This window comes from Halobaculum rubrum (assembly GCF_019880225.1).
GTDB classification, from domain to species: Archaea; Halobacteriota; Halobacteria; order Halobacteriales; family Haloferacaceae; genus Halobaculum; species Halobaculum rubrum.
The window spans coordinates 904,971-929,868 of the sequence record NZ_CP082284.1 but is presented as its reverse complement, the minus strand read 5'-3'; the positions used below and the strand labels follow the sequence as shown (position 1 = coordinate 929,868).

The window sequence follows — 24,898 nt, the reverse complement described above, 5'->3', positions numbered from 1 at the left end:
GGCGCCGGCACGTCGGCTGTACGGAGCCTCACTCGTCGGCGAGCGCGTCCGCGATCTCGTCGGCGACCGCCGCGATCGCCTCGTGGGTTCGATCGACGCCCCGCATCGTCATGAAGCCGTGAACCATGTCCTCGTAGTTCACGTACCGCGTGGCGACGCCGTCGCGGACGAGCTGTTCGGCGTACGCCCGGCCGCCGTCGCGAAGGGGGTCGAACCCCGCGGTGACGACGGTCGCGGGGGCGACGCCGGAGACGTCGCCCGCGTTCGCCGGGTCGGCGTACGGGTTGCGCCGGTGGACGTCGCTCCCGTAGTAGCAGTCGCCGAACCACTCGATGTCGGCCTCGTCGAGCACGATCCCCGCGTGGTCGCGCATCGAGGGCCGGTCCGGGTCGACGCCGACGCTGGGATACAGAAGCGTCTGGTGGGCGATCTCGGGCCCGTCGCGTTCGGCGGCCATGAGGGCGACGGCGGCCGCGAGGGTCCCGCCGGCGGAGTCGCCCGCGACCGCGACGGTTCCGGTCCCCCGGACGGCGTCCGGGTTCGCGGCGGCCCACTCGACGGCGGCGGACGCGTCCTCGACGGCCGCGGGGAAGGGGTGTTCGGGAGCGAGGCGGTAGTCGACCGAACAGACCGCACAGCCGCTCTCCCTCGTGAGGTGGCGACACAGCCAGTCGTGCGTCTCGATGCTCCCGAGGACGAACCCGCCGCCGTGAAAGAACACGACCGTCGGATACGGCCCGTCGCCGTCGGGGAGGTAGAGGCGGGCGTCGAGGTCCCCGGCGGGACCGGGGATCGATCGGTCGACGACGGCGCCGACGCTCGGGGGGTTCCGGTTCTGTACCCAGGTGACGGGTCGCATGAGGAGTCGGAGGAGCTTCAGCCCGTACCGGCTATGCGGGAGAGGGAACCGGTCCTGTCGCTTGACCGCCGCCCGGGCCTGCGGATCGATCTCGTCGGCGTGCATCGGTCCGACTTCACGGGGCCGACAGTAAACCACCTGTGGCCGGGGAGACCGACTGCCCGGCTTCTCCCCCTCAGAACTCGTCGATCACCGGGATCCCCTCGGTGCCGAAGTCGGTCATCGCCGAGAGCTTGTCGTTCACGTCGTCCAGCGACACCGTCTCGCTGATGACGGCGCTGGGGTCGAGTTTGTCGCGGGCGACCATCCGGAAGATCTCGTCGTACCGCGTCGGCGGCAGTCCCAGCGAGCCGACGAACTCGATCTCCTTCATCACCATCGCGTCCGTCGGGAGGCTCACCATCCCCTCGTCCTCGGAGGTGGTGAGGCCGATCTGGACGTGCGTTCCCCGCGTGCCGAGGCTGAGTACCGAGTTACGACACGTCTCGGCGATGCCGAGCGCGTCGACGGAGACGTGACAGCCGCCGCCCGCGAGTGCCTGCACCGCCCCCGGCACGTCGTCGGCGTCGCCGGCGTTGACGGTCTCGGCGGCGCCGAGCTCCTCGGCCGTCGAGAGCTTGTTGTCGTCGAGGTCGACGGCGACGACGTTCGCGCCGAGGGCGTCGGCGACGTGGACCGCCGAGAGGCCGACCCCCCCGCAGCCGTGGACGGCGACCCAGTCGCCCGCCTCGACGGGCGCTCGGTGGGCCAAGCCGTGGAAGGCCGTCATGAACCGACAGCCCAGCCCCGCCATGTCGACGGAGCCCACGCCGTCCGGCAGGTGGACGAGGTTGTGATCGGCCGCCGGGACGTGAACCAGTTCGGCGAAGGCGCCGGGGACCGGCTCGACGAACCCCAGCGGCATCGGGTTCTCGCAGGTGTTCCCGTGACCGGTTCGACACTGCATACAGGTGCCGTCGCCGAGGTTGAACGGGACTGCGACGTGGTCGCCCTCGGCGAAGTTCGTCACGTCCTCGCCGACGGCGGTTACGTGGCCGGCCGGCTCGTGACCCAGGATCTGTCCCGGCTGCGGCTGGATGCCCAGCCAGTCCCAGTCGCCCTGCCAGCCGTGCCAGTCCGACCGACAGATCCCGCACGCCTCGACCTCGACGACCACGCCCGTCGGCTCCGGCTCCGGGTCGTCGACCTCGGTTACGTCGAGCGGTTCCCCGTGTTCGCGCAGGACTGCTGCTCGCATACCACACGATAATTGGTCAGGATTGACATAATTGTTCGTGTCGGTTCCGAGGACCGGTCGCTGCCGGCGTACGCGAGCGGATCGCGGATCAGTCGCCGGCAGCGCACGCGAGCGGATCGCCCCGGCTCACGCGGTCGGCAGATCGAGCGCGATCGTCGTCCCGCCCTCGTCGGCCGACACCAGCCGCAGGTTGCCGCCGTGCATGTCGGAGACCCACTTCACCAGCCACAGCCCCAACCCGGACGCGTGTTGGAGCTGCGTTATGTCTCGATCGCCGGCGACGACCGACCACTCCGCGTCCGGGATCCCCGGCCCGTCGTCGGCGACCGTGATCCGGACCGTCTCCGCGTCCAGATCCGTCACTCGGATCTCGACCGTCGACCCCGGCTCCGGCGTGCCGAACTCGACGGCGTTATCGAGCAGCTCCGTGACTGCCCGGTGGACGGTGCCGTCGTACGGAACGGGACCGGCGACGTCGACGTCGATCCGAACGTCCGTCCCCGGCGCGATCGACCCGGCGAGCCGACCGAGCCGTTCCTCGATCGCCGCCGCCGGCACCGGCTCGCCCCCGACCTCGCCGTCGCTGTCGTGGAGCGTCCGCTGGATCGCCTGGGCCGTCTCGCTCGTCTCGATGAGCGAGCTGCTCGCCTCCTCGATCTTCCCGGCGTGGTTCGCCGCGTCCTCGAGGTCGTCCGCCGCCCGGACCAGCTCCGCTCGACCGAGGATCACGTTCGTCTGGTTTCGGAGGTTGTGGCGCAACAGTCGGTGGAGCACCCGCAGGTGGGTCTCCTGCTGTTTGACCTCCGTGACGTCGGTCAGCACGACGAACGCCCGCGCGACGCCGTCGTCGCGGTAGGGAACGTTCCGCAACAGATACGATCGGCGGCCGTAGGGCGTCTGCACGTCGACCTCCCGCTCGACCGTCCCCTCGGCGCCGCCGAGTTCCACGAGGGCGTCGACGATCGGCCCGGGGATCGACGCTCGGGCCGCGGACAGCGGCGCGTCCCGGAGGGTCGAGGCGCCGGCGTCGGTCAGGCCGACGAAGCGGTCGTTGACCGCGCGGATCGTCGCCTCGTCCCCCTCGAAGCTCAGTTCCACCAGAGGATCGGTGAGGGTCTCGAACAGCTCGGTGAACCGGCGGCGCTGTCGCGAGGCCTCCGCCTTCGCCGTCCGGAGCTCGCGGATGTCCTGCACCGTCCCGACGACGCCGTCGGCACCGACGCCGTCGATCGAGGAGACGACTATCCGGGCGGGGATCGCCTCGCCGTCCCGGGAGACCAGTTCGGTCTCAGTCGCCGTCGACCCGGGGCGGATCGGCGGATCGAGGAATCCGTCCGCGACCGCGCCCCCCGAGAGCACGTCGGCGACGTGCGTCCCGACGAGATCCGCCGGAGTCGTCCCGAGCATCGCCGCGAGCGAGTCGGTGACGAGCGTGAACTCGCCCTCGTTGTCCAGCGTGAACAGCATGTCGTCGGCGGCCTCCACGGCGGCCCGGTACCGGCGGCGCTCCCTGTCGCGGTCGACCCGCTCGAAGACCGACGCCGCGGTCGCCGCCAACAGCTCGAGGAACTGCCGTCCCTCGCTCGAGAACGACCCGTCGCTGCGATGACCGACGCTCAGGGTGCGCGTGTCGCCGATCGGCAGGTACGTGGCCGTCTCGTCGAGATCTGCGTCCACGTGGTCGAGGTCGTCGACCCTGACGATGCGGTTCTCCGTGAACGCCGTCCCGACGGGACCCTCGTCGGAACCGTACCGCGGGCGATCCCCCATCCGCTCGCGGACGGCGTCGGGGACCGCGATCGGCACGAGCTCGTCGGTCTCGGGGTCGTGCTCCCGGACGACGGCGCTCTCTGCGTCGATCGTGTTCATCGCGACGTCGACGACGCGCTCGGCGACGCCGGCGGCCGTCGCCTCCCCGACCATCCCCTGGGTCGCCCGCAGGAGGTTGTTCAGGATACGTTCCCGCCGACGCTGGCGGCTCACGTCGCGGAGGGTCCCGACCGTGCCGGAGAACGAGCCGCCCTCGTGGGGTCTGAGCGTCATCCGGTCCGTGCAGGGAACACGCCGACCGTCCTTTCTGACGAGTTCGACGTCGAGCTTCGCGATCGACAGCTCGCCGCCCTCGCGCTGGCCGTAGTCCCTGAGCAGGTCCCGGAGGGCCTCCTCCGCCTCCTCGACCGTCTCGTCGTCCTTGATCCGGTGCACGGACGACCCCAGCAGCTCCTCCCGGTCGTACCCCGTCATCTCGCACAGCGCGTCGTTGACGAACGTGAACCGTCCCTCGTCGTCGAGGACGTACACCGCGTCGCCGACGGTCTTGACGAGGTACTCGTAGAGCGCGTCGTCGTGCTCGCCGTCGACGAGCGTCGCGGTCCCGTCAGCCGCCGGATCTCGTTCGAGCACCACCGGCGGCTCGCCGTCGGGGTCTTCCGCCGGCTCGCCGGACGTCGAGAGCCGCTCGAGCTTCGCCGCGAGCAGGTCGATGTCCTCGCCCGGTTCCCAGACGATCGCGTCCGTGGCGCCCGCGTCGATTGCCGCCCCGGCGACCCCCGGCTTCGGCGTCACCCAGACGACCGGTCGGTCGACGCCCGCCGGGATCGGATCGGCCTCGGTCGCGAAGACCACGGCGGGCGCGTCGGGCCTCCCGGCCGCGCCGGCGCCGAGCTCGTCGAGCACGCGGAGGGCGTCGAGCGGGACGCCGGCGTCCGTCGAGAGGCGGTCAACTGTCGCCTCGAGTTCGTCCCGTCGGTCCTCGAACCCGTCCCCGTAGTACGGAGTGACGGGGGACGCCGCAGTACGGGATCGGTTCCTCATCCGGTTCACCGAGGTTTCGACCGCACTTGAGGGTTGGTGTATCCGAAGTGATCCAGGTCGACGCCGGCGGTCCCGATGCCCACGTGATCGCGTGGTTGACGCTCCCAGGTAGCGGGTCGGCCGACCGCTGTCGCGACCGCCGCCGGCGCGCCGTGGCATCGGCGTCCCCGTCGGTCGTCCCAGTCGACCGCGAACTCGCGGAGGGTCTCCAGCGCAACCTCCTCCAGCACGGCCTCGTTCGTCGCCGTCGTCGAGTCCGGCGAGCACGTGTGACCGACTCTCGGCGATCGCCTTCGTGTCGGGTATCGACGGCGGTGCCGGTCACTCGACGCCCGATATCTCGAACCGCGCTCCGCCGTCGTCGCTCTCGGCCACCGTCACGTCCCAGCCGTGGGCGTCCGCGATCTGCGTGACGATCGTGAGCCCGAATCCCGTTCCGTCCTCCGCCGTGGAGTAGCCGTGATCGAGGACCCGCCCTCGCTCGGCCTCCGGGATCCCCGGACCGTCGTCCTCGACGAAGAACCCCGACCCGTCGGGCAACTCGCCGACGCGGATGGCGACGTCGCCGCCGCCGTGTTCGATCGCGTTCCGAAAGAGGTTCTCGAACAGCTGCTGGAGCCGGCTCCCGTCGGCGGTGATCCGGCGGTCGATCTCCACGGTCAGCGTCGCCCCCTCGGTCTCGACGAACGACCAACAGTCGCCCGCCACCTCGCTCACGTCGACGGACTCCGTCTCGGCGATCGGCTCGCCCTCCCGAGCCAACACCAGCAGGTCCTCGATCAGCGACTCCATTCGGTCGAGCGCGTTCCGGCACCGGTGGTAATGCTCCGGCTCCCCGGTCTGCTCTGCGAGGTCCAGATACCCCTGTACCACGCTGAGCGGGTTCCGGAGGTCGTGTGAGACGACCCGGGCGAACTCCTCCAACTGGTCACGTTGTCGCTCGATGCGCTCGGTCGCCCGTTTCTGGAAGAGCTCGTAGCTCACCCACTCGGCCATCAGCTCAACGAACGTCGACTCCGGCTCGCTGAAGGGGTCCTCCCGCGGCTCGGTGTCGGCAAAACAGAACGTCCCGTAGGTGTCGCCGTCGACGAGCACCTCGGCCCCGATGTACGACTCCAGTCCGAACTGCTCGTACGCGGAGTCGTCCTCCCACCCCTCCACCTCGGCGTGTTGGACGGTGAGCGAGCCGTCGTGTGAGAGCGTCCGCCGGCAGTAGCTCTTCTCGAGGGGACACGACTCCCCCGGCTGTAACAGCGGGTGGTCGCCGCTGGCGTTGACGATGAGCTGTTCGTCGTCGTCGATCTCCGTGAGGAACCCGGCTTGCACCCCGAGATACGCCCGGCCGAGCTCCAACAGGTCCGACACCTTCGTCTCGAAGGACCGCTCGTAGTCGGCGGTGATGCGGTACATCCGCCGGATCGCGCCCAGATCCGAGATATCCTCCCGGTCGGATGCCCCGTTCATTGTGTCCGATCAGCGCTACAGGAAGTATAACGTTGGCTGTGAGATCTCCGATATCGATGCCCGTTGTTTCCCTGTGCCGATACGCCGATCGTCGAACAGGGGGGCGGACGTCCCGCACACGTCCCGATGGGCGATCGCCGTCGCTGCTACCGTCGCCCTACCGCTTATCCGCCACGCACGACTACTCCTGTCAATGACACCGACACCGGACGGCCGCGTCCCCGACCCCGAGGGGACGCCCGCGTTGGCCGTTCAGGGGCTCTCCAAGCGGTTCGGCTCCGGCGACGACGCGGTCACCGCGGTCGACGACGTCTCGTTCGCGATCGAGCGCGGGTCGGTCGTCGGCCTGCTCGGTCCCAACGGCGCGGGCAAGACGACGCTGATCAAGTCGATCCTCGGAACCGTCATCCCGGACGAGGGGACGGTCCGCGTCCTCGGCCGGGACACGACCGACGGGCGGCGCGCCGCCTACGCCAACGTCGACGCGATGCTGGAGGGCGCGCGCAACGATTACTGGCGGCTGACGGTTCGGGAGAACCTCCGCTACTTCGCGACGATCGGCGGGGTCGCCCCCGACTCGGTCGCCGACCGCCACGACCGCCTGCTCGACCGGCTCGACCTGGCCGATAGGGCCGACACGCCCGTTCGCGAGCTGTCTCGGGGAATGAAACAGAAGGTGTCGCTGGCGAGCGTGCTCGCGGGCGGGGCGGAGCTGGTGTTCCTCGACGAGCCGACCCTGGGGCTCGACGTGGAGGGGTCGCGGACGCTCCGGCGAGAGATCCGCCGGCTCGCCGAGGAGGAAGACCTCACGGTCGTCGTGAGTAGCCACGACATGCGGGTGATCGAGGACGTCTGCGACCGCGTGATCGTCGTGTCGGAGGGGTCGATCGTCGCCGACGACGCGGTCGAGCGACTGCTCGGCACGGTCGACGACTACCGCGTGCGCGTCGCGAGCGACGACCTCTCGCGGACGACGATCGACGACCTCCAGGGGCGGTTCGACGTTGCCGACGCGGACGCGAACGGGGACCCGCCGTCCCTGGAGGTCGTCACCGACGGCGACGCGGTGTACGACCTGTTCGACGCGCTGCGTGCGGCCGGCGTGACGCTCGACCGCGTCGAGACGGTCGAGCCGAGCCTCGAGGACGTGTTCGTCCGCTTGACCGGCGACCGTGGCGCGACGGAACCGGCTCGGTCCACGGTGGGACGGGAAGCCGGAGGGGCGACGAACCGGCCCGCCGCCGCGATCGGTGACGAGGGAGGCGCACAGTGACCGCCGCGAACACGGATATCGACGACGACGTCGCCGCCGGCGACGACGGCGCCGCCGCCCGCGACGACCCGCGTCCGGCGACGTATCGCGACCTCGCTCGGGCGGTCCTCTACCGGGAGTTCCTGATCTTCGTCCGGTATCCGGCGAACGCGGTCGGCGGGATCGTCATCTCGCTTGTGTTCTTCGGGCTGTTGTTCTTCGGCGGCCGGCTGCTGGCGGGGCGGGCGCTCGCCGACTCGCTGTCGGGGATCGTCGTCGGCTACTTCCTGTGGACGCTCGCGGTCGGCGCGTACTCGTCGGTGTCCAACGACATCGCCAGCGAGGTGCAGTGGGGGACCTTGGAGCGGCACGTCACCACGCCGTTCGGCTTCGCCCCCGTCGCGCTGCTGAAGGGTGTCGCCAAGGTGATCCGGACGTTCCTCACCTCCGCGGTCGTGCTGGCGGTGATGCTCGTCACGACGGGGACGACGCTGCAGATCGCGCCGCTCACGGTCGTCGTCGTCGCGGGGCTGGCGATCGTCTCCGTGCTCGGGCTGGGCTTCGCCGCCGGCGGCGTCACCGTCCTGTACAAGCGCGTCGGCAACTGGTTGAACCTCCTCCAGTTCGGCTTCGTCGTGCTCGTCTCCGCGCCGGTGCTCGACCAGCCCTGGCTGCGGGCGCTGCCGCTGGCGCACGGGAGCGCGATGCTCCAGCGGGCGATGGTCGACGGCGTCCGTCTGTGGGAGTTCCCGCTCGCGGATCTCGCGTTGTTGGTCGCCGTCGCCGCGGGCTACCTCGCGGGGGGCTACGTCGTCTTCCAGTTCGCGACCCGGCGGGCGCGTCGCCTCGGCGTGCTCGGCGACTACTGACCCGGCGCAACGTTCAGGCGCACTCGGTTACTCACTAACGGTAACTCGTGGCGCTCGACTCTGATTCCGACCCTGGCACCGCGGACGGGACCGACGATTCCCGGCCCGAAACAGCCGGGAGCGTGATCTCCGGACGGACGCTCTCGGACCTGACGGTGAACGCGGTCCCCGTCGCGATGCTCGTCGCGTTCGTCGTCGGGTTCGGGATGCTCGCCCCCGGCGACCTCGACTCGGATCCGCTGCTCGGCTTCCACGCCGCGCTGATCGCCGGCGTCGTCCTCGTCAGCGCCGTCGCCGCTCGGGCCGTCGTCCGCGCCGGCGGCGACCTCGACGGCAATCGGGACGTCTCGCTGTACGATACGGACGGGTCCGCCGACGGCGCCGACGGCCGTGACGATGGCGCCGACGGTCCCGATCGGGACGCCTCTGACGACACTGGCGAGTCCCGCGACGACGATCGACCTCGGCACAACTCCTAACACGGTCGCTCCGATACGAGAGATACTGTGACTTTCGACCCAACGGATCAAGGGATCGACGCCGAGGCGGCACACGATCGCACGGCCGACGCGATCGCCGACAACGAGGTGGTGTTGTTCATGAAGGGAACCGCCCGGATGCCCCAGTGCGGCTACTCGAAGCGCGCGATCGGGCTGATCAGCCAGTACCGCGACGACGTGGCGACGGTGGACACGCTCGAGAACCTCGACGCCTTCCGCGAGGCCCTCGAGGCCGAGAGCGGTTGGGAGACGATCCCGCAGACGTTCGTCGACGGCGAGTTCGTCGGCGGCAGCGACATCCTCGCGGAACTGGAGGAGCGGGGCGAGCTCGCGGAGACGCTCAACGTCGACGCGGATGCGGTCGAGACCGATTCGACCGGCGGTGCGGGTCCGGACGCGCCGTTCTAGGTTAGTACACCCGCCCAGCGGTTCCATGGTTCGACCACTCCAACAGCAGCCGTACACTGTCAACTGGGATACGAAACCGTCCCCGCCAGGCCGAGGCCAATACGCTCGACGTCTCTGGCCGCCCCCTCAGTCGGATTCGACCGCGTCGACCTCGGCGGCCGAATCGACGGCGACCGCCGAGTGCTTGAACTCGGGGATCCCCGCATCCGGATCGAGCGCGTCCCCCGTCAGGGCGTTCACGAGCGGCTCCGCGTGGTGGAACGTGCAGAACACCACTCCCTCGCGAACCGCCGGCGTGACCTCGGCCGTCGTCTCGACGGTCCCGCGCTCGTTCGAGACGACGACCCGGTCGCCGTCGTCGATCCCGCGATCGGCCGCGTCCGCCGGGTGGATCTGGAGCACGTCCTCGCCGCACATCGCCATCAGTCGGCGCGAGCGGCGGGTGAGCGCTCCGCTGTTGAAGTGCTGAAGCACGCGCCCGGTCGTCAGGGTCAGCTCGCCCGTCTCGAGGTCGTCCGCGGGCGGGACCGGGTCGACGACCCTGAGGGGCGCGGTCCGTTCGCCCGTCGCGAACGTCTCCTCGTGCAACACGTTCGTCCCTGCGTCGTCCGTCGCTGAGCGGGGCCAACGCTGGTAGCCATCGCCGATCTCCTCGTAGTTCATCCCCCCGTAGATCGGCGAGACGCGCGTTAACTCTTCGAACACCGCCGCCGGCCCGTCGTACGCGAACGCGTCGGGCCGGTCGGTCAACCGACGCCCGAGCGTACTCAGGATCTCGAGGTCGCGCCGGGCGTTCCCCGGACGGTCGGCGTTCGACCGCATCCGCATCACTCGGCGGTCCGTGTTCGTCACGGTGCCGGCCTTCTCGGCCCACGCGCTCCCCGGAAGCACCACGTCCGCGTGGGCCGTGGTCGCCGTCTCGAACAGGTCGATGACGACGCAGAAGTCGAGCGCCTCGAACGCCGACGCGACCGCGGTCGCGTTCGGCTCGGTGACCGCCGGGTTCTCGCCGAAGACGACAGCAGCCCGCACCTCGTCGCCGAACCGGTGTGTCGCCTCGACCTCGGTGAGGCCGGGTTCGGGGGACGGCTCGACGCCCCACTCCGCGGCGACGCGTTCGCGGGCGTCCGGATCCGTCACGGGCTCGTAGCCCGGGAGAACACCCGGGAGCCCGCCGACGTCGCTGGTTCCCTGCACGTTGTTCTGGCCCCGCAGGGGGTTCACACCGGTTCCGGGCCGGCCGATATTGCCGGTCAACAGTGCGAGGTTGAGCAGGGCATGGACGTTATCGGTGCCGCAGCGGTGCTGGCTCGTCCCCATCCCGGTCACGATCGCGGCGCGGTTTGCCTCGCCGTACGCCCGCGCCGCCTCCCGAAGCGTCTTCGGGTCGACGCCGGCCGTTCGGGCGTTCGCCGCGACATCGACGTCGGCGAGGTACTCGCGCAGCCGGTCGAACCCGGCCGTCCGCTCCGCGAGGAACGCCTCGTCGACGAGACCCTCCTCGACGAGCACCGCCGCGATCGCGTTCGCCACTTCGATGTCGGTCCCGGGGCGCAGCGGGAGGTGGACGTCTGCCGTCTCGGTCGTGTCGGTCGCCCGCGGGTCCACGTGGATCAGCGTCGCGCCGTCGCGGATCGCCGGAAGAAGGTACGAACGGAACGCCACCGGGTGTTGCTCCGCCGGGTTCGCGCCGTTAACGAACAGGCAGTCCGCCTCCCGCAGGTCATCGAGAGTGTTCGTCATCGCACCGGCGCCGAGCCGCTCGTTCATCGCGGCGACCGTCGAGGCGTGACAGAGCCGCGCGCAGTTGTCCACGTTGTTCGTTCCGAGAACTCGGGCGAGCTTCTGGAGAACGTAGTTCTCCTCGTTCGTACAGTTCGAGGAGGCGAAGAACTGCACGGCGTCCGCGCCGTGTTCGTCGACCACCCGCTCGATCCCGTCGGTGACGCGGTCGAGAGCCTCCTCCCACGGCGCCGTCACGAGGCGGCCGTTGTGCTCGACGAGCGGCTCCGTCAGGCGGTCCTCGTGGTCGACCACATCGAACGCGGCCGCGCCCTTCGGACAGATCTCTCCGCGGGCGTTCACCGGTCCCTCGACGCCGGTCGCGCTTCCGTTGCCGGCGTACTCGACGCTGCAGCCCACGCCGCAAAAGGGACAGACGGTGGGGTTCGACTCGAAGCTCCGCTCGGGCGTCTCGGTCGGCTCGGTCATCACGCCGCGGTAGCGGTTCCACGGTCCTCCCGATGACACCAGCGTAGCGTGGTGTTTTAAGTATCGCTCGTATCGCCAGCGACCGTCATCCGTCGGCCACGTCCACCGTCACCTCGTTACAGCGTCGCCGTCGACCGAGGGGAGGACGTGACCGAGCGAGAGGACCCCGGCGGTGACGAGGCAGGCGGCGAACGCGATCGTGCCGAGCTTCCCGCCGAACCCGACGAAGTACGGCGCCGCGCCGACGTACACGGCGCCCGCGGTCCCGCCGGCCAGCAGCATCGCGGCGGGACCGGGAACCCGCTCCGGCGTGGCCATCCCGGCGAACGACGCGCAGAAGGCGACCGTCGCGACCGCCTCGCCGGCCGCGAACAGCGGGGGACAGACGATCCCGGCGACGATTCCGACGATCGCGGAGCCGACGACCGGGCCGTGGTCGAGCCGGACGCTCACGACGAAGGTGACGGGAGCGGCGACGGCCGCCGCGAGGACGAGCCCCACCGCGACGGCCGGGCTCGGGACCGATCCTGTTCCGGGGGTGAGGCCGCCGAGCCCCGCCACCGACAGACAGCCGACGAACGCGGTCGTCCCGAGCTTCCCGCCGAACCCGTTGAACGCGCGCTTGGCCGCGACGAAGACGCCGGCGGCGACGAGGCCAGCGGCGGTCACCGCCCCGAGATCGGCGTCGGCCGCCGGGGTCGCCATCCCGACGAACGAGCCGCAGTACGCGGGAGCGCCGTACGTCTCCGTCAGGAGGAACGCGCAGAGTCCGACGAGCGCGGACGCCACGACCGGCCCGACGCCAACCTGAACGGAGAGCGCGTAGGTGACCGGCGCCGCGACGGCGACGGCGACCGCGTTTCCGAGATCGGTTCGCGTGACGTGGAACCCGTCCGCCCGCAGCGCCCATCGGGCCTCCTTGACGGCGGTGTAGCCGAGGCTCGTCGCGACGACGGCGAGGGCGACAGCGCCGGTCAGCAGCTCCGTATCGATCCCCGCCCCGGCCCACAAGTGGGCGTCGCCCCCGGCCGCCAGTCCGACGGCCGCCGCGACGCTCATCCCGCCTCCAGAGCCGACCAGGGCGAGCGCTCCGACCGCGTGGATCGTCCGTTGCACGGGCCCGGCTCCGAGACCCGAACCGATACCGACCGACCCACAGTATTGTGGGTGTTCTCGGAGGACCCGCCGAGCGGCTCACTCGTCCGGGATCATGCCTTTGTGTCCGTCGTCCCTTCCACGATCCGATGGGAACCGGAGGGAGGCCGGCCGACGACTGTGCGGGAGACACGCCCGCCGGGGTCCGCGCGGGCGTCGCGATCCACGGCGCGGGGAACTGTCCGGTCGTCGCGGCGTCGATCGCGCACGACGGCCCGCTCACGGGCATCAACTGGACGCATGTGGAAGACACACACACCGAGGAGTTCCGGGCCCGTGACCCGGACGCGGTCGACCGGACGGACGCGGTCCCGGCGGCGGCGTCCGTCGTCGAGCTCGGCGACGAGCGGGTGTACCGGTACGACCGCCCGCGCGACGGGGAGTGCCCCTGCCGGATCATCGAGGAGCTCGACTGTCCGATCGCCGACGCGCGCGCGGAGGACGGCGTTCTGGTCGTAACGCTCCATCTGCCCGACCTCGAACGCCTCCGCGACGTGGTCTCGGCGCTCGACGGAATCGCCGAGCGCGTCGAGGTCCGCTACCTCGTCCACGGCGCGGCGAGCGGCGACGCGGCGCCGGATCGGACTCTCGTCGACCGCGGGCGGCTCACCGACCGCCAGTGTGAGGTGTTGGGGATCGCATACCGGATGGGCTACTTCGAGCGCCCCCGCGAAGCCAACGCGAGCGCGGTCGCCGAGGCGCTCGACATCGCGCCCTCGACGTTCGCCGAGCACCTCGCGGCGGCACAACGCAAACTGCTGGAGGAAACGCTGGCCGGAGCGTGATCGCTCGATCGCGATGAGGGTGACGGCTCGGGCTCTCCGACGCCGTCTCTCGCCGATCCGGTGTCCTCCCGTCGCGCCCGTCTGTGGGACTTCCGGCCCCCCGCACACAGTCCGAGGAGTATCGGATATGATACCTCGATGAGTGGCTATTTGTTGGGGCGACGGGACAGGTACCGTATGGGACCTCGGACGATCGATCCGACGCGACGGAGGTCGGGGGAGCCGTGAACGACGACGCGACGGTCCTCCTCGTCGACGACGAGTCGGAACTGGTCTCGTTGTACAGCGCGTACCTCGAGGACCGATACGAGGTCAGGACGGCGACCGACGGGGAGGAGGCGCTGTCGGTCGCCGACGACTCGGTCGACGTGGCGCTGATCGACCGACGGATGCCGGGGATGGACGGCGACGACGTACTCCGGGAACTGCGTGCGGCCGAGACAGACTGTCGCGTCGCGATGCTCACCGCGGTCGAGCCGACGGCCGACATCGTCGACATGCCCTTCGACGACTACCGTATCAAGCCGGTCGACGAGGCCGAACTGGTCGGGCTGGTCGAGGTGTTGATCGAGCGCGCCTCCTACGACGAACGCAGCCGGGAGTTCTTCGCGCTCGCGTCGAAGAAGGCGGCGCTGGAGATCGCGGGCGAGACCTCGACCGCCGCGTACGAGACGCTGTGTGACGATCTCGAGTCGGTCCGAGCGGATCTCGACAACCATCTAGACGCCGTCGGCGCGGAGGCGGCCTTCAGCGACGTCGCGTGAGAGCTCCCCGGTCGGGTCGAAGCGTTCGACGACCGCCCCGCAGCCGTTTCACGACTTGTCGACCGCATGATCGATAGTCCCCTCCGGACCCGTCGTCGCGCCGGCGGCGTTGTTGATCGCGTCCGACGCGTTCGCCTCGACGGCCGAGCGTGTGAGCCTCGCGGCCGGGGCCTCGCCGTTCCTCGTCGGCGCGGAGCTCGTCGCCGTCACGGCGGTGATCGGTACGTCGCTGCCGGAGATCGCCGTCAGCGCCGCCGCAGTCCGTCGCGGTGCCCTCGATATCGCCGTCGGCAACGTCCTCGGGTCGAACGTCTTCAACACCTTCGCCGTGATGGGCGTCCCGAGTCTGATCGCACCCGTCGCGGTCCCCGAAAGTGTCCGAAGGTACGCCCTCCCGGCGATGCTGCTCGCCACGCTGCCGTACTACTTCATCACGCAAGACGGTGAACCCACCGTCCGGGAAGGGGGTCGTGCTGTTGGTGTTGTACGCGGCGTTCCTCGTGAATCTCGGCACGGTCACATAGCCGCCTGTCCCCACGTTCCGGGAACCATCCATCGGATCTAACATGTTCGCTCGCCTCACTGTTCACATGTACGAACGCATTCTGGTTCCCACCGACGGGAGTACGGCCGTCGACGGGGCGATCGATCGAGCGATCGGTCTCGCCGAGACGTACGGCGCGACGCTGCACGCGCTCGCGGTCGTCGAGCCCATCTACACCGTCAACGAGGGGCTCGGATCGGTGTACGACACCCTCGAGCAGGGCGCACAGGAGTCGACCGACGAGGTCGCCGAACGCGCCGAGGCGGCGGACGTGACGACGATCACCGCGGTGCGGACCGGCGTTCCCCACCGCGAGATCCTCGAGTACGTCGAGGACGAGGGGATCGACCTCGTCGTCATGGGAACGCACGGGCGCACGGGAGTGGGTCGCTACCTGCTCGGCAGCGTCACAGAGAAGCTCGTCCGCCTCTCGGACGTTCCGGTACTCACGGTTCGTCACCGCGAGGACGAGGACTGACGACGCCATCGCGGGTCTGTCCGGCGATCTGTCCGAGCAATTATACGGATGAGGTTCCTGGTACGGAAGATGACAGCGCAGGACACAGCACGGGACGCGCTCCGCCGAGCGCGTCTGTCGGTCTCGCCCGCACTACCCTCGCCACATCGGGGGCGTGGTGATCCGTGACGGGACGGACGGTATACTTCACCGGCCCCGGAGAAGTGGCGGTACAAGAGACGAACGTGTCCGACCCGGGACCCGGCGAACTCGTCGTCGAAGCCACGGTGTCGGCGATCAGTCCCGGAACGGAGCTGTTGTTGTATCGGGGCGAGATGAACCCGGAGACCGCCGTCGACGAGACCCTCCCGTCGCTGTCGGGATCGTTCTCGTACCCGTTCCCGTACGGCTACGCCACCGTCGGCACCGTGACCGCGGTCGGCCCGGAGGTGGACCCGGCGTGGCGCGGCGAGACGGTGCTCGCGTTTCACCCGCACGCCAGTCGGTTCGTCGTCGGCGTCGACACGGTCAGTCGCGTGCCCGACGGAGTCCCGCCCGAGCGGGCCGTGTTCCTCCCGAACGTCGAGACGGCGGTGACGTTGTCGCTCGACGGCGAACCCGCGATCGGCGAGCGCGCGGTCGTGTTCGGGCAGGGAGTCATCGGACTGCTCACGACGGCGCTGTTGTCGTCGTTCCCTCTCACGGAGCTGGTGACGGTCGATCCGCTCGCGAGCCGACGCGACCGCTCCGAGGCGATGGGCGCCGATCGAAGTGTCGATCCGGACGCCGTCGATCCCGCGTCCCTGTTCGCGGACGGTCCGGCGAGCGACGGAGGAGGCGGCCCGTCCGCAACCCAGCCATCGGGTTCGGCGACGGCGACGCCGCAGACGGGGGCCGACGACCGCGACGAGTCGCGGATACCCGGCCGCGCCGATCTGACCTACGAGCTGTCGGGCAACCCCGCGGCGCTCGACGACGCCGTCGACGCGACCGGCTATGACGGCCGTGTCGTCGTCGGGTCGTGGTACGGCACCAAGCCGACGGAACTGTCGCTGGACGGCCGATTTCACCGCAGCAGGATCGACATCCGCGCCAGTCAGGTGAGCACGCTCGCGCCCGAGCGTCGCGGACGCTGGACGGTGGGACGCCGCCTCGCGACGGCGTGGCGTCGCCTGCGCGAGATCGACACCGACCGCCTCGTCACTCATCGGCTCCCGGTCGCCGAGGCGCCCGACGCGTACGACCTCCTCGACCGTCGGCCGGCGGAGGCGCTCCAGGTACTGTTGACGTACTGACCAGACCGGTTCCGTGACGGGGTCGCCATGCAGCCGGCGGCGATCGAAACCGGGTTCGCCCGCTGGCGTCGAAATCCCTTAATCGGGGCACGCGCTACCGGACCACATCGTGGACAGACGGACGCTGGTCACCGCGGCGTTGGCCCTCCTCGCGGTGCTCGCGCTCGGCGTCGCCGCCGCGACGCTGGACTCCGCAACGACGAGCGCCGCCGGCGGCGTCGGGGCCGGCACCGCCCCGGACGACGCGGGCATCGGCGCGGACGGCGACGGATCGATCGACCTCGGCGGCGACGAGCCGTCCGGCGAGGCTCGGCTGCAGCTGAGCGTCTGCGTCGAGCTCCTCACCCGGCCGGGGGTACAGCTCGCCCTCCTCGGCGGGGTCGGGCTGTTCCTCGCGTCGATGTACCGCACGACGAGATCGTGGTTCATCAGCGGCCTGTTCGTCGCGGCGGCGCTGTTCCCGTTCGGGGTGTTGTACCTGGCGCTCATCTCGTGTGGATCGAACCCGACGGCGGTCGCCATCGGCGCCACCGAGTCGGCCGTCGAGAACACCTCGCTGCTCCCGTCGGGCGGGGGGTCCTCGGGTGCCAACGCCGCCGGCGAGGCGCTTTCGGCGCCGACGGCCCTCGTCGGACTACTGCTGGTCGTCGCGATCCTCGGGAGCGTCCTCCTGTTGTTCGTCTCCACCGGCGACGACGAGGACGAGCTCGCCGACGAGGCGCCGGAGCCGCCCGCCCCCGAGCGCCGGCAGGCGGTCGGCGCCCGGGCGGGGGAGGCCGCCGACAGGCTGGAGTCGGACGCCGACCTGGAGAACGAGGTGTACCGTGCGTGGCGCGAGATGACGGGCGCGCTGGCGGTCGACAACCCCCGGTCGACGACGCCCGCGGAGTTCGCGGCCGCCGCCGTCGACGCCGGGATGGCCCGCGAGGACGTGACCACGCTCACCGAGGCCTTCGAGGCGGTCCGATACGGCGACGAGCCGGCGACCGCCGAGCGCGAGCGCGAGGCCGTCGCCGCGCTCCGGCGGATCGAGGAGGCGTACGCCGGCGAGGACCTGCCAGACGAAGCGGAGTCACCCGACGCCGACCCCACTGACGACCGTGCCCGCGGAGGTGACGGCGAATGAGAGCCGTCGCCGCGGTCGGCGTCGCGGCGGTCGCGTTCGGCTTCGTGGTCGTCGCCCAGCGGGGGCTCGCGGGGCTGTTCGACCTGACGTACGTGTTCGTCACCGGTGCCGGCGTGCTCGCGCTCGTCCAGGGGATCCGATACGCCAACGACGCGCGGACGGCAGACCACCGCGCGATCGAGACGGGCGACCCCGAGGAGCGGTACGAGGTCCCCGTTCCCGGCGACGCCGACGACGAACTGCTCACCCGAGGAGGCTTCTCTCGCGCCAGTATCAAGCGCCGTCGGGAGTTCCACCGGCACCTCCGCCGGGTCGCCGAGGAGACGTTACGCGCCCGCGGCGACTACGCCGACGGCGAGGTCTCGGCCGCCGTCGACGGCGGCGGCTGGACGGACGACCCCGTCGCCGCGTGGTTCCTCGGCTCGGACGTACCGCCGCCGCCCGGGGCGCGCCTGCGGCGGCTGCTGGGCGCGGACGCGGAGTTCCGCTACGGGGTCGTCCACGCCGTCGACGCGCTTTCGGCCGCCAGAGCGGACGCCGACGGCCTCGCGGTCGGCGACGCCGACGGCGCCGTCCCGGGCGCGACGGGGGACGAACGCGCCCGAAGCGTCCCCGGGTACGTCCTCGCCGGCGTCCGCCGGGCGGGTCGACGCCGAGTCGACGCCGCCCGCGACGCGTTCGCGGAGGTGCGCCGGTGACGGGCGGCGCCGCCGGCGGTCGGGAGCAGGCCGACGGGTCGACCGGCGCCAACGGCCGCAACGTCGACCCGCTCGGACAGATCCGCCCGAAGGGCGTCGTGCCCACGGGGCGATGGACGGGAATGGCCGCGCTGGCGCTCGTTCCGGTCGGACTCGGCGTCCTGCTGCGCCACCCGCCGCTCGTGTTGGTGGGCGCGCTGGGGGTCGCGTTCGCGGCGTACGCCCGCGGCGACGCCGCGCCCGACCTCGACGTGACGATCGAACGCGAACTCTCGGATCCGACCCCCGATCCCGGCGACGAGGTGACGGTCACGCTGCGGATCCGCAACGAGGGCGACGGCGTGCTGCCGGACCTCCGGGCGGTCGACGGCGTCCCCGCCGCGCTGGCGACGGACGACCCCGCGCGGCTCGGAACCGCGCTCCGACCGGGACGGACGGCGACGTTCAGCTACCGCGTGACGGCGATCCGCGGCGCCCACGAGTGGGATCCTGTCCACGTGCTCGCGCGCAACCCCAGCGGATCCAGGGAGCGTGACGCCCGGATCGACGCCGAGGGCGCGACGACGCTGCGGTGTGCGCCGGAACTGGAGGCGACGGCGTCGCTCCCCCTGCGGGGGCTCACGACCGTCTACTCGGGGCGGGTCCCCACGGACGTCGGCGGCGCCGGGATCGAGTTCCACTCGACGCGGGAGTACCGCCACGGCGACCCCGCCAAGCGCGTGAACTGGGCGCGGTACGCACGAACGGGCGAGCTGTCGACGCTCGAGTTCCGCGAGGAGCGTGCGGCGACGGTCGTCGTCTGCATCGACGCGCGAGAGGAGGCGTACCTCGCGCCGAACCCGGAGTCGCCCAACGCCGTCGAGCGGAGCGTCGAGGCGGCCGCGCAGGCGGTGCCCGCCCTGCTGGACAGCGGCGACCGGGTCGGCGTCGCGGCGTTCGCCCCCGGGGACTGCCGGCTCGACCCCGGCGTCGGCGACGACCACGCCGCCCGCGCCCGCGAGCTGCTGGCGACGCACCCGTCGCTGGCGCCGACGCCGAGCGACGAGCGCTTCCTCCCGACCACGTGGGTGCGTCGCTTCCGGCGGTGGCTCCCCGCGGACGCGCAGGTGCTGTTCTGCACGCCGCTGCCCGACGACTACGCCGCGACGGTCGCCCGACGGCTCGACGCGTACGGCCACGCGGTGACGGTGATCTCCCCGGACCCGACGACCGACGACACGCCGGGCCACCGCCTCGCCGGCGTCGAACGGGCGAACCGCGTCTCGCGGCTCCGATCGGCCGGCATCCGCGTGCTCGACTGGGGCGAGGCGTCGCTGGCGACCGAACTGGAGCGCGTGGGCGCGCGGTGGTCGCGGTGACGGTCACGCGGAAGCCGCCCCGGCTCGGGATCGCGCTGGCAGCACTGGCGGCCGCCGTGGGCGCGGCCGCGCTCGGGCTGGTTTCCCCACCCGGCGGCGGCGTCGCGGGCGTGGGCGTCCTGCTCGTCACGATCGGCACGCGGGTCGGCTCTCGCCGCGTGATCGGGGCGGGCGCGACGGCGCTGGTCGCGGGGGTTCTGTTGGCCGGCGGGCTCTCGGGCGCCGGACCGGGACCGCTTCTGGTCGGCGGGGTCGCGGCGTCGCTGTCGTGGGATCTGGGCGAGCACGCGGTCGGTCTCGGCGAGCAGCTCGGCCGCGAGACGGACGCGACCAGAAACGTCGCGACCCACGCCGCCGGCTCCGTCGCGGTCGGCGCCGTCGCCGCGGCGGTGTCGTTCGGCGTCTACGTCGCCGCCGCGGGCGGCCAGCCGGTCGTCGCGCTGGTGTTCCTGCTGGTCGGGGCGATCGCGTTGGTGAGCGCGGTTCGGTGAGCGCGTGCGGTGCGCTCGGGGGTGCCCCGACTACTCCGCCGCCTCGGTCTCGGCGTCGCTGACGGTCGGCACCTCGACGCGGTCGAGCACCGCCCGGAGCACGTCCACTTTCGCCACGTCGTCGACGCTCGCGTCCGGCGTGAGCACCAGCCGATGTGCGAGCACCGGGGTCGCGACGCGCTTCACGTCGTCGGGCGTGACGAACGCTCGGCCGTCGAGCGTCGCCGCCGCGCGGCTCGCCTCGAAGAGTCGCTGGGTGCCCCGCGGCGACACCCCGACCGCGACGCGGCGGTCCTGTCGGGTGGCGCGCGTGACGGCCGCCATGTACTCCAGCAGGTCGTCGTGGATGCGGACGGACTCGGGCGCAGCCCGGGCGCCGAGCACCCGCTCTTCGTCGAGCACCGGCTCGACGCTCGGGTCCTGTTCGCCGCGGCCGGCGCGCCGGCGCAGGAGCTCGATCTCCCCGTCGAGATCGGGATAGCCCATCGACGTCTTCACCGTGAAGCGGTCGAGCTGCGCCTCCGGGAGCGGGAAGTTGCCGGCCTGTTCGACCGGGTTCTGTGTCGCGATGAGGAAGAACGGCTCCGGGAGGGGGTAGGTGGTGCCGTCGACGGTCACCTGTTCCTCCTCCATCGCCTCCAACAGCGCCGCCTGCGTCTTCGGCGGCGCGCGGTTGATCTCGTCGGCGAGGACGACGTTCGCGAAGATCGGGCCCTCGCTGAACTCGAACTCGCCGGTCCCCTCGTCGTAGACGGTCGTGCCGGTCACGTCCGAGGGGAGCAGGTCCGGGGTGAACTGCACGCGCGAGAACGACAGCCCCAGCGCGGTCGCCATCGACCGCGCGGTGAGCGTCTTGCCCGTGCCGGGCACGTCCTCGATGAGCACGTGTCCGCGGGAGAGCAGGCCGAGGAGGATGTCCTCGAAGAAGGCGTCCTCGGCGACGATGGCGGCGCGGAGGGTGTCGAGCACGTCCGTACAGGCCGCGCTCGCGTCGGGAACGTCCATACCCGGTTGGGGCGTTCGACCGGCAAGAAGCCTCGGGCTTCGGGGAGCGGTGACACACCGTCGATCGAACCGAAACCGTTTACAGGCTGACCGCCGGACGTGAAGGTGAGCCGAGGTAGCCTAGCCTGGCCAAGGCGGCAGATTCGAAATCTGCTGTCCATTCGGACTCGGGAGTTCAAATCTCCCCCTCGGCGCTTCTGACGCGAGCAACACGGCGAGCACCGCGAGGCGTGTGCGAGCCGCCCTCGCGAGCGTCGAACAACTCGTGGTGAGATTTGAACACGGAAGTCGCAGCGCCGAGCGGTGCGCGGTCGAACGAAGTGAGACCGCGACTGCGAACGGGGAGTGAAGCGAGCCGTGAGCGAAGCGAGGCGACCGTCTTCAGAAGTTCGAATCTCCCCCTCGGCGTTCTCCGGCGACACCACAGCGCGAGCACCTCGTGTGCTCGCGACCGTGTCGCCGGTGTCGGCTGTGCGGGACGATTTGAAGTAGACCGGGCGCGCAGCGAAGCGAGCACGTCCGGGCGTGGTTCAACTCTCCCCCTCGGCGCTTTTCGCGCGAACCTCTCTGCGAGCGCCCGCTGTGGCGCTCGCACCCGTGAGCGCGAAACGACTACCTGGAGGGAGGTGCGCAGGGAGCGGAGCGAGTCGCGAGGAGCCGTGCCGCCGAACGACTATGCTTGCTGAGCGTGACGTTCTCAGTATGGCACACGTCCCGGAGAGCCTCAAGAAGTACGTCTGTGTTCACTGCAGCGTGACGCACGCCGGCACGCCGATCCACCTCGACGGCGGCGAGCACAGCTTCGAACCGCCGGAGTCGTGTGGCGCCTGTGGGGGATCGGAGTTCGTGCCGGCCAGCGAGTGGATACACCATCACAAGTGAGACGGGCCGGTCACCCGGTCGGGAGCCGGCTCGTGCCGCCTCAGGCGTCCTCGACGGCCGCCAGCAGCTCCCCGTAGTCGGGCTCGTTCGTCGGATCGTCCGTCTCCCAGACGTACGTCACGTCGCCCGCGTCGTCGATGACGTACACCGCACGGTTGGCGACGCCGTACAGGCCGAGGTCCGGAATGTCGAGCGAGAGGCCGTACGCCTCGATGGCGTCGCCGGGCATGTCGCTGACGAGATCGAACGCGAGGTCGTACTCGTCGGCGAACGCGCCCAGCGAGAACGCCGAGTCGGCGCTGACGCCGAACAGCGTCGCGCCGGCGGCCGCGAAGTCGTCGTGGTGCCCCTGCAGCGCCACCATCTCGTTGGAACACGGGGGCGTGAACGCGCCCGGGAAGAACGCGAGCACGACCGGCCCGTCGCCGAGGTGGTCGGCGAGGTCGAACGTCTCGTGGTCGCTGCCCTTGTACGTCGCGGTGAACGTCGGCGCGGCGTCGCCTTCGGATACCATGTCGACGAGCCGTACGGTCGCCCGACTACTAAATCCACTCCGGTTGTGCATTTCCGGGCTTCCGCTCGCCCCGTCACTCTCCGCCGTCGGCGTACGCGTCGAGGGTCCCCGGATCGCCGCCGTCGTCGCCGCGGAGGCGTCGCCGTCGTTTGTCGTACGCGCCGTCGAGGTCGAGCAGTTGCCGCTGGCGCGAGACGAGGTACGCGTCCACGTCGCTACAGTCGGCAGGGTGGGCCGCGTGGATCCACACCGGGCGGTCGGCGCCCGTCGAGAGCCCCTCGGCCCACGCCTCCGCGGCGCCGCGGTCGCCGAACTCGCGGCGGGCACCCCCGTACAGCACGGCGTGGCCGACGGCCGCGTTCGCTTTGCGTGCGGACGGCTTCACCTCCACGACGTAGCTCACGCGGGGCGGTTCGGCCGCATCGGATAAATACTCCCGGAGATCCGACGCACCGACCACGCCGGCGTCGTCGACGCCGACCTCCCCGCCGCGGTCACAGCAGATGCGAGAAGTTCCACAGGCCGACCGATCCGAACCACGCCGCACAGCCGAGATACACCGTCGCGCGCAGCCTCGGTACGTACCGCTCCGGCGTCTCGCCGTCGAGGTGGCGGTCGATGAGGACGCCGGACTCCGCAAGCAGCCCGACCGCGATCATCGTGATCAGGGTGAGCACCGCCATTCCCCCCGCCGGTCCGAGCCACGCCATCAGCGCCCGCGACAGCGGTACCGACTCGCGCACGGAGTCGGAGTGTCGGAGCACGACCACCGTCGAGACGGCGTCGAGCCCCTTCCCGACGAGCAGCGCCCCCGCCAGTGTCGCTCGACGCATGGCCGCAACAATGTTGTGAACCGATATAAGCCCTCCCGAGGCAGTGAGACGCGGACACCGCCGGTATCGTCGCCCCGTTCGCGACCGCTACTCGACGACCTCGACGGTGTCGCCGGACTCCACGCCGTCGGCGGCGCCGGCCGGCAATTCGACGATCGTGTCCGCGGTTCCCCACCCGAGCCCGACCCACGGGCGGAGGCGTTTCACCGTCGACACCTCGCCGTCGACGAGCCAGACTGCGTCGATGGGGAATGGGACGAACGCCATGTGGAGACTCCGCGAGTCGGGCTCGTCGAACCGAAACACGAGCGCGTACTCGTCGGGGACCGACCGACGGAACATCAGCCCCCGCGCCTGCGACCAGAACGAGTCAGCCACGTCGACGTCCGTCGCGAGGACGTGCTCGCGCGGCGCCGACGGCGACTCGTCCTCGGCGTCGATGGCCCCGGACCGGTGAATCACTCGCACGGGGCGTGGTGGACGGCCCGTCGGTATGAACGTATCCGTTTCGTCGGTCCCGATCCATGCCTACGCGACGAGATCGAACGACTGTGCGGTGAAACGATGCGGTCGAGAGGGAACCCACCGCGTCGCTTATTACTGTGTGGTACGTTACCATACAACGATGCGCCCAGACCCCTACCACACCGGAACGGTGCGCGTCTTCGAGTGCCGGGAGTGCTCGGCGCGTACCGAGGCGGAGCACAGTCCGGGAACCTGTTCCGAATGCGGCGGCGACCTGCAGGACATCAGCGTCCCGCGGGAGTGAGCGTTTTTTATCCGACCCGACACGAGACGACCCATGGAGCGGACGCCGGACGGCACGTCGGTCGGTGTCGACGACCCCTACGAGTTCGCCGGCCGCTGCGATCACCTCACCGGCGACGGGCGCTGTCGGTTCGCGCTCGACCGCGCGGGCGACGACCCCGAGTTCGCCGCGGACCGTCGCCGCGCCGACTACGACTGCGTCGCCGCCGACGAGGACGCGGACTGGCGTGACTGTCCGCACTACCGGTCGACGACCGACGCCAAGGAGTGCGCGCGGTGTGGGTTGGCGGAGGTCCGCATCGCCCACGACGAGCGCCGGCCGCTCGTGGAGGAACACCACCTCTCGTACGGCGAGGGAGCGGGTGACGCCGGCGGCGCCCGAAACTCCGAAGACGGCGACGCGGATCGAAGCCCGTCTCACGAGATCACGGTGGGCCTGTGCCGGTGGTGTCACACCAAGGTCCACCGGTCGTTCGCCCGCGTCGACGACGACGCGAGCCCCGACCCGGAAGCGGTCGCCGAACGGGAGAGCCGCCGAAGCGACGAACTCGGCGAACTGGGGTTCTCGGCCGCCAGCGAACGCTACGGCGACGACGGCTGAAGGGCTCG

The 24,898-nt window shown here is 70.9% G+C and carries 27 protein-coding genes and 1 tRNA gene; 17 read left to right on the top strand and 11 right to left on the bottom strand.

Going from position 1 to position 24,898, the window contains the following annotated elements; translation table 11 throughout:
- Positions 1 to 28: 28 nt before the first annotated feature.
- The 4 genes from K6T25_RS04895 to K6T25_RS04880 form a co-directional block, all read right to left on the bottom strand.
- Positions 29 to 964, bottom strand: coding sequence for an alpha/beta hydrolase (locus tag K6T25_RS04895; RefSeq protein ID WP_222916967.1), 936 nt, complete (start codon positions 962 to 964; stop codon positions 29 to 31).
- A gap of 70 nt (positions 965 to 1,034) precedes the next feature.
- Positions 1,035 to 2,096: a zinc-dependent alcohol dehydrogenase family protein gene (locus K6T25_RS04890; RefSeq protein WP_222916966.1), complete on the bottom strand. Its 1,062-nt coding sequence runs from the start codon at positions 2,094 to 2,096 to the stop codon at positions 1,035 to 1,037.
- Between the two features lie 126 nt (positions 2,097 to 2,222).
- Positions 2,223 to 4,910 (bottom strand): PAS domain S-box protein, encoded by a 2,688-nt coding sequence (locus K6T25_RS04885; protein WP_222916965.1) that lies wholly within the window; start codon positions 4,908 to 4,910, stop codon positions 2,223 to 2,225.
- A 321-nt stretch (positions 4,911 to 5,231) separates the two neighbouring features.
- On the bottom strand, positions 5,232 to 6,374 hold the full coding sequence (locus tag K6T25_RS04880) for a GAF domain-containing sensor histidine kinase (protein WP_222916964.1): 1,143 nt from the start codon (positions 6,372 to 6,374) through the stop codon (positions 5,232 to 5,234).
- Between the two features lie 193 nt (positions 6,375 to 6,567).
- On the opposite strand from K6T25_RS04880, the gene K6T25_RS04875 reads away from it, so the two are divergent.
- The 4 genes from K6T25_RS04875 to K6T25_RS04860 are packed head-to-tail and all read left to right on the top strand — an operon-like array spanning position 6,568 to position 9,403.
- Positions 6,568 to 7,647: an ABC transporter ATP-binding protein gene (locus tag K6T25_RS04875; RefSeq protein WP_222916963.1), complete on the top strand. Its 1,080-nt coding sequence runs from the start codon at positions 6,568 to 6,570 to the stop codon at positions 7,645 to 7,647.
- Positions 7,648 to 7,664: 17 nt separating this feature from the next.
- Complete coding sequence (locus tag K6T25_RS04870) at positions 7,665 to 8,495, top strand: ABC transporter permease (protein WP_222917851.1); 831 nt, start codon at positions 7,665 to 7,667, stop codon at positions 8,493 to 8,495.
- A 47-nt stretch (positions 8,496 to 8,542) separates the two neighbouring features.
- The gene (locus K6T25_RS04865) at positions 8,543 to 8,974 is read left to right on the top strand and encodes a DUF6684 family protein (RefSeq protein WP_222916961.1); all 432 of its coding nucleotides are present in this window, start codon (positions 8,543 to 8,545) and stop codon (positions 8,972 to 8,974) included.
- Between the two features lie 27 nt (positions 8,975 to 9,001).
- Positions 9,002 to 9,403, top strand: a complete 402-nt coding sequence (locus tag K6T25_RS04860) for a glutaredoxin family protein (RefSeq protein WP_225917805.1) — start codon at positions 9,002 to 9,004, stop codon at positions 9,401 to 9,403.
- A 126-nt stretch (positions 9,404 to 9,529) separates the two neighbouring features.
- Here K6T25_RS04860 and fdhF read toward each other — a convergent pair whose 3' ends face one another.
- Positions 9,530 to 11,614 (bottom strand): formate dehydrogenase subunit alpha, encoded by a 2,085-nt coding sequence (fdhF, locus tag K6T25_RS04855; RefSeq protein ID WP_222916959.1) that lies wholly within the window; start codon positions 11,612 to 11,614, stop codon positions 9,530 to 9,532.
- A gap of 108 nt (positions 11,615 to 11,722) precedes the next feature.
- The gene (locus K6T25_RS04850; RefSeq protein ID WP_222917849.1) at positions 11,723 to 12,673 is read right to left on the bottom strand and encodes a hypothetical protein; all 951 of its coding nucleotides are present in this window, start codon (positions 12,671 to 12,673) and stop codon (positions 11,723 to 11,725) included.
- A 185-nt stretch (positions 12,674 to 12,858) separates the two neighbouring features.
- Here K6T25_RS04850 and K6T25_RS04845 point away from each other — a divergent pair, with 185 nt between their 5' ends.
- From K6T25_RS04845 to K6T25_RS04805, 9 genes are all read left to right on the top strand, one after another.
- The gene (locus K6T25_RS04845) at positions 12,859 to 13,554 is read left to right on the top strand and encodes a helix-turn-helix domain-containing protein (RefSeq protein WP_222916957.1); all 696 of its coding nucleotides are present in this window, start codon (positions 12,859 to 12,861) and stop codon (positions 13,552 to 13,554) included.
- A 224-nt stretch (positions 13,555 to 13,778) separates the two neighbouring features.
- Positions 13,779 to 14,318 carry a response regulator gene (locus tag K6T25_RS04840; protein WP_222916955.1) on the top strand — a complete coding sequence of 180 codons (540 nt, stop codon included), beginning with the start codon at positions 13,779 to 13,781 and terminating at the stop codon, positions 14,316 to 14,318.
- Positions 14,319 to 14,469: 151 nt separating this feature from the next.
- Positions 14,470 to 14,883 (top strand): sodium:calcium antiporter, encoded by a 414-nt coding sequence (locus tag K6T25_RS04835; protein WP_240009225.1) that lies wholly within the window; start codon positions 14,470 to 14,472, stop codon positions 14,881 to 14,883.
- 25 nt (positions 14,884 to 14,908) lie between these two features.
- Complete coding sequence (locus K6T25_RS04830; protein ID WP_222916952.1) at positions 14,909 to 15,340, top strand: universal stress protein; 432 nt, start codon at positions 14,909 to 14,911, stop codon at positions 15,338 to 15,340.
- A gap of 164 nt (positions 15,341 to 15,504) precedes the next feature.
- Positions 15,505 to 16,614 carry a zinc-dependent alcohol dehydrogenase gene (locus tag K6T25_RS04825; RefSeq protein WP_222916951.1) on the top strand — a complete coding sequence of 370 codons (1,110 nt, stop codon included), beginning with the start codon at positions 15,505 to 15,507 and terminating at the stop codon, positions 16,612 to 16,614.
- Between the two features lie 109 nt (positions 16,615 to 16,723).
- A complete protein-coding gene (locus K6T25_RS04820) occupies positions 16,724 to 17,740 on the top strand; it encodes a DUF4129 domain-containing protein (RefSeq protein ID WP_222916950.1) in 1,017 nt (338 codons plus the stop codon).
- Positions 17,737 to 18,438, top strand: a complete 702-nt coding sequence (locus tag K6T25_RS04815; RefSeq protein WP_222916949.1) for a DUF7269 family protein — start codon at positions 17,737 to 17,739, stop codon at positions 18,436 to 18,438. Before K6T25_RS04820 ends, K6T25_RS04815 begins: the two co-directional genes overlap by 4 nt.
- Positions 18,435 to 19,796 carry a DUF58 domain-containing protein gene (locus K6T25_RS04810; RefSeq protein ID WP_425600877.1) on the top strand — a complete coding sequence of 454 codons (1,362 nt, stop codon included), beginning with the start codon at positions 18,435 to 18,437 and terminating at the stop codon, positions 19,794 to 19,796. The genes K6T25_RS04815 and K6T25_RS04810 overlap by 4 nt, the downstream gene beginning before the upstream one ends.
- Positions 19,793 to 20,287: a DUF7519 family protein gene (locus K6T25_RS04805; RefSeq protein WP_222916948.1), complete on the top strand. Its 495-nt coding sequence runs from the start codon at positions 19,793 to 19,795 to the stop codon at positions 20,285 to 20,287. The genes K6T25_RS04810 and K6T25_RS04805 overlap by 4 nt, the downstream gene beginning before the upstream one ends.
- 30 nt (positions 20,288 to 20,317) lie before the next feature.
- Here K6T25_RS04805 and K6T25_RS04800 read toward each other — a convergent pair whose 3' ends face one another.
- On the bottom strand, positions 20,318 to 21,292 hold the full coding sequence (locus K6T25_RS04800) for an AAA family ATPase (protein WP_222916947.1): 975 nt from the start codon (positions 21,290 to 21,292) through the stop codon (positions 20,318 to 20,320).
- Positions 21,293 to 21,401: 109 nt separating this feature from the next.
- Between K6T25_RS04800 and K6T25_RS04795 the strand changes: the two genes are divergently transcribed.
- Together K6T25_RS04795 and K6T25_RS04790 are read left to right on the top strand one after the other, a co-directional pair.
- A tRNA-Ser gene (locus K6T25_RS04795) sits at positions 21,402 to 21,486 on the top strand.
- A 508-nt stretch (positions 21,487 to 21,994) separates the two neighbouring features.
- On the top strand, positions 21,995 to 22,174 hold the full coding sequence (locus K6T25_RS04790) for a hypothetical protein (protein WP_222916945.1): 180 nt from the start codon (positions 21,995 to 21,997) through the stop codon (positions 22,172 to 22,174).
- A gap of 40 nt (positions 22,175 to 22,214) precedes the next feature.
- On the opposite strand, the gene K6T25_RS04785 is transcribed toward K6T25_RS04790, so the two are convergent.
- The 4 genes from K6T25_RS04785 to K6T25_RS04770 all read right to left on the bottom strand — a co-directional run bounded on the left by K6T25_RS04785 (position 22,215) and on the right by K6T25_RS04770 (position 23,989).
- Positions 22,215 to 22,688 carry a redoxin domain-containing protein gene (locus K6T25_RS04785; RefSeq protein WP_222916943.1) on the bottom strand — a complete coding sequence of 158 codons (474 nt, stop codon included), beginning with the start codon at positions 22,686 to 22,688 and terminating at the stop codon, positions 22,215 to 22,217.
- 73 nt (positions 22,689 to 22,761) lie between these two features.
- Positions 22,762 to 23,091 (bottom strand): DUF8081 domain-containing protein, encoded by a 330-nt coding sequence (locus K6T25_RS04780; RefSeq protein ID WP_222916941.1) that lies wholly within the window; start codon positions 23,089 to 23,091, stop codon positions 22,762 to 22,764.
- 91 nt (positions 23,092 to 23,182) lie between these two features.
- Positions 23,183 to 23,521, bottom strand: a complete 339-nt coding sequence (locus K6T25_RS04775) for a hypothetical protein (RefSeq protein WP_222916939.1) — start codon at positions 23,519 to 23,521, stop codon at positions 23,183 to 23,185.
- Positions 23,522 to 23,608: 87 nt separating this feature from the next.
- On the bottom strand, positions 23,609 to 23,989 hold the full coding sequence (locus K6T25_RS04770) for a DUF192 domain-containing protein (protein ID WP_222916937.1): 381 nt from the start codon (positions 23,987 to 23,989) through the stop codon (positions 23,609 to 23,611).
- 157 nt (positions 23,990 to 24,146) lie between these two features.
- Here K6T25_RS04770 and K6T25_RS04765 point away from each other — a divergent pair, with 157 nt between their 5' ends.
- Positions 24,147 to 24,290 carry a rubrerythrin-like domain-containing protein gene (locus K6T25_RS04765; protein ID WP_222916935.1) on the top strand — a complete coding sequence of 48 codons (144 nt, stop codon included), beginning with the start codon at positions 24,147 to 24,149 and terminating at the stop codon, positions 24,288 to 24,290.
- 33 nt (positions 24,291 to 24,323) lie between these two features.
- Positions 24,324 to 24,890, top strand: coding sequence for a DUF7097 family protein (locus tag K6T25_RS04760; protein ID WP_222916933.1), 567 nt, complete (start codon positions 24,324 to 24,326; stop codon positions 24,888 to 24,890).
- The last annotated feature ends 8 nt before the right edge of the window (positions 24,891 to 24,898 follow it).

Excerpts from the sequence above, each read along its gene's own strand:
- K6T25_RS04895 (WP_222916967.1), bottom strand. The coding sequence starts at position 964 with ATGCACGCCGACGAGATCGATCCGCAGGCCCGGGCGGCGGTCAAGCGA.
- K6T25_RS04890 (WP_222916966.1), bottom strand. The coding sequence starts at position 2,096 with ATGCGAGCAGCAGTCCTGCGCGAACACGGGGAACCGCTCGACGTAACC.
- K6T25_RS04885 (WP_222916965.1), bottom strand. The coding sequence starts at position 4,910 with ATGAGGAACCGATCCCGTACTGCGGCGTCCCCCGTCACTCCGTACTAC.
- K6T25_RS04880 (WP_222916964.1), bottom strand. The coding sequence starts at position 6,374 with ATGAACGGGGCATCCGACCGGGAGGATATCTCGGATCTGGGCGCGATC.
- K6T25_RS04875 (WP_222916963.1), top strand. The coding sequence starts at position 6,568 with ATGACACCGACACCGGACGGCCGCGTCCCCGACCCCGAGGGGACGCCC.
- fdhF (WP_222916959.1), bottom strand. The coding sequence starts at position 11,614 with ATGACCGAGCCGACCGAGACGCCCGAGCGGAGCTTCGAGTCGAACCCC.
- K6T25_RS04850 (WP_222917849.1), bottom strand. The coding sequence starts at position 12,673 with ATGAGCGTCGCGGCGGCCGTCGGACTGGCGGCCGGGGGCGACGCCCAC.
- K6T25_RS04845 (WP_222916957.1), top strand. The coding sequence starts at position 12,859 with ATGGGAACCGGAGGGAGGCCGGCCGACGACTGTGCGGGAGACACGCCC.
- K6T25_RS04830 (WP_222916952.1), top strand. The coding sequence starts at position 14,909 with ATGTACGAACGCATTCTGGTTCCCACCGACGGGAGTACGGCCGTCGAC.
- K6T25_RS04815 (WP_222916949.1), top strand. The coding sequence starts at position 17,737 with ATGAGAGCCGTCGCCGCGGTCGGCGTCGCGGCGGTCGCGTTCGGCTTC.
- K6T25_RS04800 (WP_222916947.1), bottom strand. The coding sequence starts at position 21,292 with ATGGACGTTCCCGACGCGAGCGCGGCCTGTACGGACGTGCTCGACACC.
- K6T25_RS04790 (WP_222916945.1), top strand. The coding sequence starts at position 21,995 with ATGGCACACGTCCCGGAGAGCCTCAAGAAGTACGTCTGTGTTCACTGC.
- K6T25_RS04785 (WP_222916943.1), bottom strand. The coding sequence starts at position 22,688 with ATGGTATCCGAAGGCGACGCCGCGCCGACGTTCACCGCGACGTACAAG.
- K6T25_RS04775 (WP_222916939.1), bottom strand. The coding sequence starts at position 23,521 with ATGCGTCGAGCGACACTGGCGGGGGCGCTGCTCGTCGGGAAGGGGCTC.
- K6T25_RS04765 (WP_222916935.1), top strand. The coding sequence starts at position 24,147 with ATGCGCCCAGACCCCTACCACACCGGAACGGTGCGCGTCTTCGAGTGC.
- K6T25_RS04760 (WP_222916933.1), top strand. The coding sequence starts at position 24,324 with ATGGAGCGGACGCCGGACGGCACGTCGGTCGGTGTCGACGACCCCTAC.